At 58.5% G+C, this 10,223-nt stretch carries 11 protein-coding genes; 5 read left to right on the top strand and 6 right to left on the bottom strand.

Annotation, left to right across the window (positions count from 1 at the left end; translation table 11 throughout):
• Nucleotides 1-39 precede the first annotated feature (39 nt).
• From GSQ77_RS09735 to GSQ77_RS09715, 5 genes are all read right to left on the bottom strand, one after another.
• On the bottom strand, nt 40-393 hold the full coding sequence (locus tag GSQ77_RS09735; RefSeq protein WP_158901468.1) for a response regulator: 354 nt from the start codon (nt 391-393) through the stop codon (nt 40-42).
• Nucleotides 390-1,913, bottom strand: coding sequence for an ATPase domain-containing protein (locus GSQ77_RS09730; RefSeq protein WP_158901466.1), 1,524 nt, complete (start codon nt 1,911-1,913; stop codon nt 390-392). The genes GSQ77_RS09735 and GSQ77_RS09730 overlap by 4 nt, the downstream gene beginning before the upstream one ends.
• A gap of 171 nt (nt 1,914-2,084) precedes the next feature.
• A complete protein-coding gene (locus GSQ77_RS09725) occupies nt 2,085-3,137 on the bottom strand; it encodes a glycosyltransferase family 4 protein (RefSeq protein WP_158901464.1) in 1,053 nt (350 codons plus the stop codon).
• A 270-nt stretch (nt 3,138-3,407) separates the two neighbouring features.
• Nucleotides 3,408-3,893, bottom strand: a complete 486-nt coding sequence (locus GSQ77_RS09720) for a DUF3005 domain-containing protein (protein WP_158901462.1) — start codon at nt 3,891-3,893, stop codon at nt 3,408-3,410.
• 251 nt (nt 3,894-4,144) lie between these two features.
• A complete protein-coding gene (locus tag GSQ77_RS09715; protein ID WP_158901460.1) occupies nt 4,145-5,002 on the bottom strand; it encodes a formate/nitrite transporter family protein in 858 nt (285 codons plus the stop codon).
• 361 nt (nt 5,003-5,363) lie between these two features.
• On the opposite strand from GSQ77_RS09715, the gene GSQ77_RS09710 reads away from it, so the two are divergent.
• From GSQ77_RS09710 to GSQ77_RS09690, 5 genes are all read left to right on the top strand, one after another.
• Entirely contained in the window at nt 5,364-5,909 is a 546-nt protein-coding gene (locus GSQ77_RS09710; protein WP_158901458.1) for a bacterioferritin, read from the top strand.
• Between the two features lie 158 nt (nt 5,910-6,067).
• Nucleotides 6,068-6,406 carry a hypothetical protein gene (locus GSQ77_RS09705; RefSeq protein ID WP_158901456.1) on the top strand — a complete coding sequence of 113 codons (339 nt, stop codon included), beginning with the start codon at nt 6,068-6,070 and terminating at the stop codon, nt 6,404-6,406.
• A gap of 198 nt (nt 6,407-6,604) precedes the next feature.
• Nucleotides 6,605-6,979 carry a YqjD family protein gene (locus GSQ77_RS09700; RefSeq protein ID WP_158901454.1) on the top strand — a complete coding sequence of 125 codons (375 nt, stop codon included), beginning with the start codon at nt 6,605-6,607 and terminating at the stop codon, nt 6,977-6,979.
• Between the two features lie 85 nt (nt 6,980-7,064).
• Nucleotides 7,065-7,808 carry a hypothetical protein gene (locus GSQ77_RS09695; RefSeq protein ID WP_158901452.1) on the top strand — a complete coding sequence of 248 codons (744 nt, stop codon included), beginning with the start codon at nt 7,065-7,067 and terminating at the stop codon, nt 7,806-7,808.
• A 362-nt stretch (nt 7,809-8,170) separates the two neighbouring features.
• Nucleotides 8,171-9,493 (top strand): EAL and HDOD domain-containing protein, encoded by a 1,323-nt coding sequence (locus tag GSQ77_RS09690; RefSeq protein ID WP_158901450.1) that lies wholly within the window; start codon nt 8,171-8,173, stop codon nt 9,491-9,493.
• A 151-nt stretch (nt 9,494-9,644) separates the two neighbouring features.
• On the opposite strand, the gene GSQ77_RS09685 is transcribed toward GSQ77_RS09690, so the two are convergent.
• Entirely contained in the window at nt 9,645-9,905 is a 261-nt protein-coding gene (locus GSQ77_RS09685; protein ID WP_158901448.1) for a hypothetical protein, read from the bottom strand.
• Between the last annotated feature and the right edge of the window lie 318 nt (nt 9,906-10,223).

Raw genomic sequence — 10,223 nt, 5'->3', positions numbered from 1 at the left:
AGCGCTGAACGCTGCCCACGCGCAAACTTCAATCGGACTTCAGTCGGGAATATAGCTTTTCACCAAAGCCAAAAGCAAATCGATCTCCACGGGTTTTCTGAGAAACTTATCCCAATAAACGTCGCCATCGGGCGCGCGCGGCGCCGCGCTCATCATGACGATGGGGATATGGGCAATGTCGGAATCGGCTTTGACCAAGCGGCACAGTTCCGTGCCGTCCATCTCCGGCATCATCCAGTCGGTCAGGATCAGGTCGGGCCGGTGGTCGGTGAGGACATGCAGCGCCGCCCGGCCATTGGAAGCCGTCAAAACCTGGTACTGCTCCAGCGCAAAAATCATCTTCAGCGCAGAGAGAATGTCGAATTCGTCGTCGACTATCAGTATCGTTTTCATTTTGATCGCCCGACGGTGGCTCCCTTGGCATTCTTTCGTGGCTTCTTTTGCGGGACTTCCACGGCCGAGCCCAACGGCGCCGGGTCGACATTCATCGGCAGGAATGTCTGATCGCCCAGATGGTAACGCGTACCGATATCGATGCCTTGCGAGCTGATGACAAACTCGCGGATCGACGAATCGTAATCGCTCTCGCGCATCTTCATGACCGAAATCAACCGGTGCTGCCGCGCCGCGACCTCAACGTAGCGAAACACGATCACGTTCTCCGTCATCGCCGAGGCGCGCGCCAACGCCGGATGCTCACCACCGCCGAGGAACGGCAGCTCTTCGGTCAACAACGTGGTCACATTGAGCTCGCGCAACTTATGCGTCAGCGCATTCAAGAACAAGGTGAAGCGCTCTTGGCGCAGCGCTGCGCTGCGCAGGCCGTCAACGCCATCGATCACCAGGCGTGAAACCTTGTGCTTCACGACTCTGGCCAGCAAATCGTGCGCCAGCTCATCGAGCGACAGCTCTATGGCGGGGTGCCAGACGATTTCCAATAGCTTTTTATCGACCCACTTCTGCAACGGAATGTGCACGCCGTCCGCTTTGCCGATCAGCCGGGCCGGGGCTTCATAGAAGCCGAAGTACATGCAGTGTTCGTTATTGCGCGCACCCTCTTCCAGGAATTTCAGGCTCAGCAAGGTTTTACCCGCGCCCGACGCGCCTATGAGCAAGGTCGTCGACCCGCGCACCAAGCCGCCGACCAGCATTTCGTCGAAACTGGGGATGCCGAAACGAAGACGCTGCGTGAGCGACATCGGCTCCGCTTCGCGCTGCGACTCGACGGCTTCCAGTCGGGGGAACACCGTCATCCCGTCGCCGCTGATATTGACGAAGTGTTTCCCCAGCAAATGGTGGGCACCACGCAGTTTATGAATTTCGATTTCGCGGGAACGCCGCATGCCGGTGGTGAACAGATTGAGTTCAAACAACCCGTCGACGAGCGTGTGCTCGGCTTGCGGCAAATTGCCCGACAAAGGCGCGAGCAGCAAGGTGGTGCAACGCGTGGTGGAGACCAGCGCATTCAGCTCGTGAATAAACTTGGCCAGCGTCAGTTCGGTTTCGCTGAATTCCCGCGCTGTGCGAAAACCATCGAGCACCATGAACGCGGGTCGATGATCGCGCAATGCGCGCGCAATCAGCGCCAGAAAACCCGTCATGCCATCGCGCAACAGCTCTTGATAGCCACTAATGAACAGCAGCGAACGCGACACCATGGACTCATCGTAAAAGCTCATGCGTTGCAAGTGCTGCATCAGCTTGATGTGCGACTCGGCGATCAACGTGACGTACAGCACCTTTTTACCGGCGCGGACTTGCTGAAAACAGATCTGGCTCGACATGATGGTCTTGCCGGCCCCGGCAATGCCCTCCACCAGATACAGCCCCCCTTCCATCAAGCCGCCACCCAACACGGTGTCCAAGCCAGGGACCCCAGTCGGTATCACAACGAGATTTTTTCTTTTTGGCATCGCTCGTATTGCCTTTGCGCATGGCACGCGCGCAGTACTCTCGCCTGACGCCTGGAACGCGACGGCTAAGAGCAAAAGTTAGGGAAGCGATTGCGCAGAATACCCCAAAAACCTTACACTGCGCCCGAACCGCTTCGGCTATGCCACGCCCACTTTTGCTCTAGCTGCGCTTCACTCCACCACACGCAAGCGCGGGCGTTGCTTTTGGATGATCGCTTCATAGCTGCGCACATATTCCTGCGCCATGCGCTTGGAAGTAAAGTTCGCCTCAAAGCACTCGCGAACCTTGGCACGCGATAGCACATGCAAGCGATTGACCGCGGCCACAGCGGCTGTCTCGTCCTCGACGATGAAACCGGTCACGCCGTGCTCGAGCACTTCGGGCACGGAGCCACGTTTGAACGCGACCACCGGCGTGCCGCACGCCATCGCTTCGATCATGACCAAACCGAACGGCTCAGGCCAATCGATCGGAAATAGCAGCGCGTGCGCGCCCGATAGAAATTCCGCCTTCTGGTGATCGGCAATTTCGCCGATGAATTCAACGTGTGGCAGATCCATCAACGGTTTGATTTCTCGATCGAAATACTCGCGGTCGGCGCTATCGACTTTGGCTGCAATGCGGATCGTCATGCCACACCGTTGCGCGATTCGAATGGCCGTATCGACCCGCTTTTCCGGCGAAATTCGCCCCATGAACGCGAGGTATTTCTGCTCGACCGGCTGCGGCTGATAAAGCGTTTCCGGCAGGCCGTGATACACGGTATTGATCCAGTTCGCCTGCGGCAACGGTTGCCGCTGCGAGTTCGAGATCGAGATGACCGGTGTTTTTTCAAACGCGTCGAACACCGGCTGTTGCTCATCCAGATCCAGCCTGCCGTGCAAGGTCGTGATAAACGGGGTCGCTTGACGGTTGAACAACGAGAACGGGTAGTAGTCAAGATGGAAATGCAAGACATCGAACTGATCGGCCTGACGGCGGACCATCTCCAACATCAACATGTGCGGCGCAAAGCGATCGCGAATTCCCGGATCGAGACGCAAAGCCTGCGGCCAAACGGCTTCGAGTTTGGCGCTGGTTTGCGAATCGCCGCTGGCAAAGAGCGTGACATCGTGGCCCAGTTCGACCAAGGCTTCCGTCAAGTAGGACACGACCCTCTCGGTTCCACCGTAAAGCTTCGGAGGGACTGATTCGGTCAGGGGCGATATTTGCGCAATTCTCATGGGAACTCCAATCTGTACTGGGTTTAAGCCTGTTGTCCAATCACGCTCTGTTAAAGCGTCGGCAATTTATGCAAGACTAGTTGCATCGTGTAGATGCACATCGGCTTATGCACTTGAACTCGGGCCGCAGGGTAAACACGGCATGCAAAGGGCACGCGACGAACCCATTGTCCAGTACCTCGTTGCCCAAGTCCGCACCCCTTGCAATTCCTCTAGGTTGTTACATTACTGAAACAGTATCTCAACAGACAGGCAGGAGTTCATAACAATCTATGGCTTCGCCTTGGGCGTGATTTTCAGCACTTTGACCACGCGCGTTCCATAGGTAAAAGGCGATTCCGCAGACTCGAATGGCTCTCGCGCCGGGACTGCCGCAGCGTGCCAGGGCGGTAGTTCGCGGGCTGTACCGACCTGTTCCACCGTGTATGCATCGGCTTCGGCGATGGCGGGTGAACCGCCGTAAGGCCGGCTGTCGTAGCCGGCCAAGCCGACCGGATCGGTCGCTACACTGTCCGAAGGGGACGCGTTGGACCCCGTAACATTGTCGAAGTTCGGGGTCCGATTGAGAAAAGCGTCCGTGGTCTTTCCATCGGTATCAAGTGTGCTGTCAGGCCCTGCAGCATTACGCACATCCTGGCTTGCGGCCAGAGGCTCGCCCGCCCGCACACCACCGGCGACAACTTCACCATCTGGGCTTTCGGCCGCCGGAGCATCCGGATGCTTGTCACGCGCGTCGTTATGTTCGGTCGTATTCACGATGCCTCCTCGTATCGGGGCAGCGATCGCTGGGACCGCCGTTGTTCGTAATCTGACCGTATGCCCGCAATTTACATACCCAATAGCGAACTATCGGCGGCCGCTCGCCCCGGGTAAGTGTCGTCGGCCCAGAGGGTCGGATAGGCGCAGCGGCCGGTAACTTTTTCCACGTCATGTAAAAAGCGCTGCCGCTATCGCCCCCCCCGTCGCCCCCATCGGCCCCGTCGACCTTCATCGACCTTCGTCGACCACTATTTTTCGCTCACATCGGGGCGCATTTCCGCGGCGATGGCGGCATGGTTCAACAGCGCCACTAACGACACGCCGCCGATGATGTTGCCTAACAAAGTCGGGAACATGAATTTAAGGAAGTAGTCGGCAACCGATGCGGTCCCCGTCAGCACCGCATAGATACCCTCGACCGAGCCGGCGATGATGTGCGAGAGGTGGCTGATCGCCACGACGTAGGTGATCAGTACCACCGTGAGCAATCGTTCCGCCTTGGCGCTCGGCAACAGCCAGACCATCAGCGCAATCAGCCAGCCCGCGAAAACCGCGCGCAGCACGGTGGCCCAGAACTCGCCCTGGATGGCCTGCGCCGATAGATCCTGCAGGGCCAGCGTTACCTCGGGTGCGAAAACGCCATGGGTTGTCAGCGCAATAGCAAAGATAAAGGTGCCGGACAGGTTGGCGAGTAACACGATGCCCCAGAGTCGCAAAACGGCGGCGAAAGTCTGCGCGTTCTTGCGGGTGAGCAGCGGTAGCAAGGCCGTTAGCGTGCTTTCAGTGAAGAGTTGTTGACGCCCAAGGATGACGATCACAAAGCCCATGCAATAGCCGAAACCCGCGATCAGATGACGCCACGGCGTTGCAGGCAAGGCACTTTGCAACATCGCCTCGGTGAGAAAGGAAAAGCCCATCGACATGCCCGCTGCCAACGCGGACCACCACATCGCCCCGGCGTTGCGTACCAACGCCGCCTCGCCTTCGTCGCGCACCAGTTCGTGTATCACCAGCGCGGGCAACGAAGCATGTTCGGCTGCCTGGCCTTGCTCCTTTTCGTCGAGATGTGGCGATTCTGCACCGGCGGATTGACTTGGCTTGGGCATGGGGGTGGGTCTCGCGTAGAGAGCATTTCGGGTAATGAATTCAAGCAACTGTTGCGCCAGTGCTGGAACGTGTCCAGGGGTGCGGTCAAACAGACACTGCCCGATTGAAGTTTTTACAACGAACCCAATCGCGCCCGCTCGGCCTTGCGCCTGCTACAAGGGCTACAAGGTCAAGGGCCACGAGGAGACAGCCCAATTAGCGAGGCAGGCACGCGACTTGCCTGTTGTTCAAGAATCCGTTGGTAGGAACGCGTATTCACACTCGATTTCTCGGGATGCATCCGGGACATCTCGGGATAACCCGCAATCAGTCCGTAGTCGAGTTTCTTTGCCACCCCCTTCGACCTAGAGAGAGTTCGCCATGAGCAATGTAAAAAACACCCCATTCGTCATCGACCTGGACAAAATTCGCACGAAAGCCCGCGAACATATGTTGGAAGGCGCCGTTACCCAAAGCTACCAGGGCGATAAAGACACGGTGCTCAAGCTGCTGAACACGGCGCTGGCGACCGAGATCGTGTGCACCTTACGCTACCGCCGCGATCATTACATGGCCAAAGGTATCCATTCCGAATCGGTCGCCGCTGAGTTTCTCCAACACGCGAACGAGGAGCAGGGTCACGCCGACCTGCTGGCGGAGCGCATCGTCCAACTGGGCGGAGAGCCGAATTTCGCACCGGACGAATTGACCAAGCGCAGCCATTCGGAATACGCGGCGCGCGACAATCTGCTCGATATGATTCGTGAAAATCTGGTGGCGGAGCGTATCGCGATCGATAGCTATCGCGCGATGATCGATTACGTCGGCAAAACCGATTCGACTACGCGTCGCATTTTCGAACAAATTCTTGCAGTGGAAGAAGAACATGCCGATGAGCTGGCCGATTTGCTGCAAGCACATCAATGAGATTGTTGGCGCTAGCCAGCGCCGCGTGCCTGCCGCCGCGCGGGATAGCCCCGGCGACATGGTCGCGGCTATCTGTGCGGCGCGCTGCGGCACGTAATTTGCGGACTCCTTTGTGTTCAATTGAAGCATTTCGATTGGCACTCACCTAAGGAGCAGTTATGAAACGTCTAATCTCCATAGCAGTAGCAGCATCGTTGGCTAGCGTCAGCCTGTACGCCGCAGCCCAGACCAACAACTCAAGCAATTCGCAAATGAACCCCTCGTATTCGTCGAAGCCTAACAACCAGAAAGCCGCCGGCAGTATGAGCAACGGCAACATGGGCAACATGAGTACCAGCCCCGGCGGCGGCATGGGTAAAGCGGGTGGTACCGGTGCCGGCGCAGGTGGCGGAGTCGGGGCTGGGGCCGGTGGCACCGGTGCCGGGGCGGGTGCTGGCGCTGGTGGTGGTGCCGGTGGTGGTGCCGGCGGCGGCGCAGGCGGGGGCAGTGGCGGTTAATCACCATAACCCGCACCTATAACCCGCACTTATAACCCGCACCTATAACTGCGCAGTTAATAACGGCGGAGTTGCAACGGCGCAATAGCCACGGCACGCTAACGTTATGGCCACCATCCGGTGCGGTCTTGAACCCGCCGCTACCTACCGGTGGCCATATTGCCTTGATCAATCTTGCAGTTTTTCGGGAGTAGAGAAATGGGCTTGTTTAATAAGAGCAAAACCAAACGCGACGCAGGCAAGCTGGTGGATCGTTACACCGACGCCGGCGCCCAATTCGTCCAGAGCGTACGGCCCAAAGAAACCGCAGCGGAAATTCGCAATTTGCTGGGTCAGCTCGACCACGCGTTGCGCGATGCCAGTCACGAAGAAATCAAGGCGCTGCGCTCGCATGCAGGGCGTCGAATGGCGGATTTACACGGCGTCCTCGACGGTGCCCAAGACACTCTGCTCGCGGGCTATCGAAGCGCCGTGGTTGCCGGCGAAGAACAGATTCGGGCGAAACCGTGGCAGACGCTAGGGATCGTGTCAGGCCTTGCACTCGTTCTCGGTGCTGTCATTTTTCGCAGTTGACGCCGCGACTGGATAGGCGAAGCAACGCGAGCTATTTTCGATGGTAGCCGCAGATATTTTCGATAATTGCGCAGTACGACGTAATATGAATATCCCTGAAACGGACACGGTGCAAATTGCGGCGAGTACGCCAACTCGACGCAATGGCGCCGTCTTTATCGAAAGCGAAACCCTCGAGACCTTGCTCGGGCAGCAAGAAGAAGACGGTAAAGTGCGCAGTGGGCCAGGGCACGCAGTGGAAGGTGCATTGCGCGTCTTTCACGCATTGAACATCCCTGCCCTGCTGCTGCTCTCGCGCGGCCTCGACAATATCGGCGCCGCCTGCGGCTGCTACGAGCGCGACACCTTCAGTACGCGACCCGCTGCTCTCCATGGACTTGAGATCATCAGCTTTTGCGCGCCCGACCTCATCCACGCTAACACCGCGCACGCCGATAACGAGCAGGTCAATCACGAGCAATATGCTCCAGCCGATTATGACCTTGTGCCCGATGCGCTGCGCGAGCTGGTGCGTCACATGTGTACTGGGCGTCGCATCATCGCCGCGGACAGTTGGTTTATCACCGACTGCCCGGACTATCTCGCGTGCGCAGCGATATCCGGTTGCGCCACTATCTTGCTGCGCTCGCGACACGCGGGTAGAAAGCGTGGCTCGCCCGGCGTAACGCCGCGGGCTCCCGATTTTGTCGCCAGGGATCTGTCACAAGCCGCGTTGCGTATCGCCTTCGAGCGACATGAGACTATTGCGGCACTGCGCACCCTACATGCGATGCAAGCGTGCCGGCCGCCACCCCTGCCTCCTGCCCTCGAACACAACATAGCGGCATGACTCCCTCACAGTCGGACAAACCCTGAGCTGTTGCCGTCAGGCAACCCCGACCTGGCGTTTCACGATCTTGGAGCAAGACCCACAAGGCTGCGCGGCGCTGCATGGCGCGTTGGGATATGGCGCAAACACGGTCAGATGTGGCGCAAATGCGATTCGCATTAAATGCCGAATTTCATTTGGAGATGGTACTGTGCTATCTGCTAAGCTTCAAAAACGTGTTGCAAGTAACCAGGCTTGTATGACGCAGTAAAGGAACATGACTGCAGCTACGGCGTAACGGGGGATACAAAGCGCTCGACGTCCCCGCAACCGGGCGGACAGTGGCTTGTGATCCACGTATTGAAGTCTCCCGAACAAAAAATATGATGTTCAGAAAAATCGCCGCCTTACCCGAAGTGCAAGAAGCTACTGAGATATCTGCGGAGTCGGAATCGGAATCGGTCTATCTCGGCCGCCAGCCGATTCTCGATCGCAACGGCGCCCTCACCGCATTTGAATTGTTGTTTCGCGACAGTAGCGAAAATCGCGCGCTCGTCACCGACGATAGAATTGCCACGGCCCAAGTCGTCGTCAGGACCATCGGCGAAGTCGGCATCGCAACGGCACTAGGTCCTCACCTCGGATACTTGAACGTCAACGGTGACGCGCTGGCCAGCGACATGATCCTGCTGATCCCGCCGCAGCGCTTCGTCCTGGAAATCCTGGAGACGGTCACTCTGGACGCGGCCATGCTGCAGCGTTGCGCAACCCTCCAGCGCCATGGATTCAAGCTCGCGCTCGATGATGTTACGGGCGTTTCCAGACGATTGGTCGACGCGCTCCCGGTCGTCGACATTGTCAAGGTCGACTTCATGCAGTGCGACCGCAACGCGTTGCCTGGGCTGGTCGCTCTGGTCAAGCAACATCACAAGGTACTGCTTGCCGAGAAGATAGAAACCCACGACGATTTTCAACATGCGCTCGCGCTCGGGTTCGATTTGTTCCAGGGCTACTATTTCGCCAAACCCCAGGTTTTGCGTTCACGTCGCACCAGCTCGTCCGCACAAGCCCTGTTGCGCCTGCTCACTCTGCTGGCTCAGGAGCCGACGATCGCCGAGCTTGAGCTGGAGCTCAAGCTCAATCCTAATTTAGTAGTCCAGATTTTGCGCCTGATCAATTCGAGCGCCTTTGGCTTGAGCCGACCCATTTCCTCGCTGCGCCAAGCCATTATCGCCGTTGGCACTCGGCAGATTACCCGCTGGGCTCAGTTGTTGTTGTTCGCTGAGGGCCATGGCTTGCCGTTGCAATCGGACCCGCTGCTTCAGTTGGCAGGCTCGCGCGCGCGCTTTATGGAACTCGCCGCGACGACGTTGCAGCCGAACAATGGCGAATTGGCCGATGCGGCTTTCATGACCGGTATTTTTTCGCTCGTTCACCTCGTGTTCGGCTCGACAGTGGAACAAGTCATCGCGATGCTGCCGTTGTCGTTGCCGATACGGGTTGCGATACTCGAGGAAAAAGGCGAGCTCGGACTGTTGCTCGCGTTGGCACAAGCGTGCGAACACGGTGAAGAGGCCGAGATGACGGAATTATCGGAAGCGTTATGGAAGACCACGTCCGGCAATTCGTCGCATTTTTCACTGCCGACTGTGGCGGATCTCGGCCTGCAGGCCTCGGAGTGGATCGCGCGGCACGCGCGCGGTTAAGAGCCCGCGGCGTGGCGAACCGGTGCTTGCCCCCTGAGCGCAGGGTCGGGGTTGGGCCGTCACCGGGTGCTTACTTGCCTGTGCTTGCCCCTTGCCCCTTGCCGCGCGCACGCAAAATCGAGCGCGGCGCGACGTCTATTCCCCTGTGCCGTTAGTTCGTTTGGTCGAGCTTTGCGCTTAATTCGCGTGCCGTTTCCAGCAGCCCTTCGTAACCGGAGCGGACATGCGCCGGCAGATCGGGATCGCCAACCAGAACGCCAAGCGTCTCGATCAGGCTATAGACGAGCCCTCTCGCGGCGCTGGCCGCAATGTCCCCGGAATGCACCAGTTGACTCACGTGGCTTATCGCGGCATCGAGCTGTTCGGGTTGAGGCTGAGCGCTGGTCGGCTTATCGGATGAGTTATCGGTCATGCTGTCGTACCTCTTTGATGTTGACGGGCTACGGGCGCAGCGCAGACGGGGTCGCGCCAATGTGTTGCACGTACGCCTCTTGCGCACCCGCAAGCACAGTATTGCAGTATCCGCCGGAAGTGTCGCTGGGAATGATCGTGGTCCGTCGGAAGGGAGCTGCTCCAGTGTGCTGAAAAACCCGCAAAACACGGTCCGATGCGGGTTCCGGTACCCCACTACGGTGGCGAGTCGCGGCTGGGCCGTCACAGCGAGCCCGGTTCGATGCTAAGCTTGATCGTGGAACGGAAAGAGCCTGGGATTATGCCGGGAGTACCCATC

The organism is Burkholderia sp. L27(2015) (genome assembly GCF_009765705.1).
Taxonomy (GTDB): Bacteria; Pseudomonadota; Gammaproteobacteria; order Burkholderiales; family Burkholderiaceae; genus LMUX01.
The sequence above is the reverse complement of the archived record's forward strand: the minus strand, read 5'-3'. Positions and strand labels throughout refer to the sequence as shown.